Origin of the sequence: Aequorivita sp. 609 (assembly GCF_014212065.1) — a bacterium.
GTDB lineage: Bacteria > Bacteroidota > Bacteroidia > Flavobacteriales > Flavobacteriaceae > Aequorivita > Aequorivita sinensis.
In genome coordinates, this window is record NZ_JACJVM010000105.1 from 1 (window position 1) to 481 (window position 481).

At 43.0% G+C, this 481-nt stretch carries 1 protein-coding gene; it reads right to left on the reverse strand.

Annotated elements, in window-relative coordinates; genetic code table 11:
* The coding region (locus H4O20_RS12875) for a transposase (protein ID WP_185099520.1) at positions 1–384 on the reverse strand (384 nt) is incomplete at its 3' end.
* Positions 385–481 lie beyond the last annotated feature (97 nt).

Sequence of the window (481 nt, forward strand, 5' to 3'; positions counted from 1 at the left end):
CCATTCCTTGAGCAGTCCTACAAAATGTCTAAAGGCTAGCTTGAATGCCGCTGCATTGTTCTTTCTGAAGTAAGCGATTTTTCTTGCCGATGGGTGCAATCCTTTTAAGAGCCAGATAACCTCAAGGTTAACCTTGCAGGCATGTTCCATTTGGCGTGAGGAGCGAAGTTTGTTCTTGTACCCGTAGAGATAGAGCTTGAGCATATCTTTAGAATGGTAAGGAGGCCTTCCCTCGGAGTTGAGCACGTCCTGGAAACCAAGCTCTTCCATTGGAAGGATATCCACGAACATATCAACGGTACGTGCCCAGGAATCCTGCCCTACGCAAGACTCAAAATCCATCATTACCAATTGATCCCGATTAAATCCTGTTATAAAATCCATAACATCAAGATAGCCAATATTTTAATGCAATTTGGCCAATGGATAAAAGGTAATCAACAAAGTTATTAAGAAAGGGAGGTTATTGCGCAGTCTGACG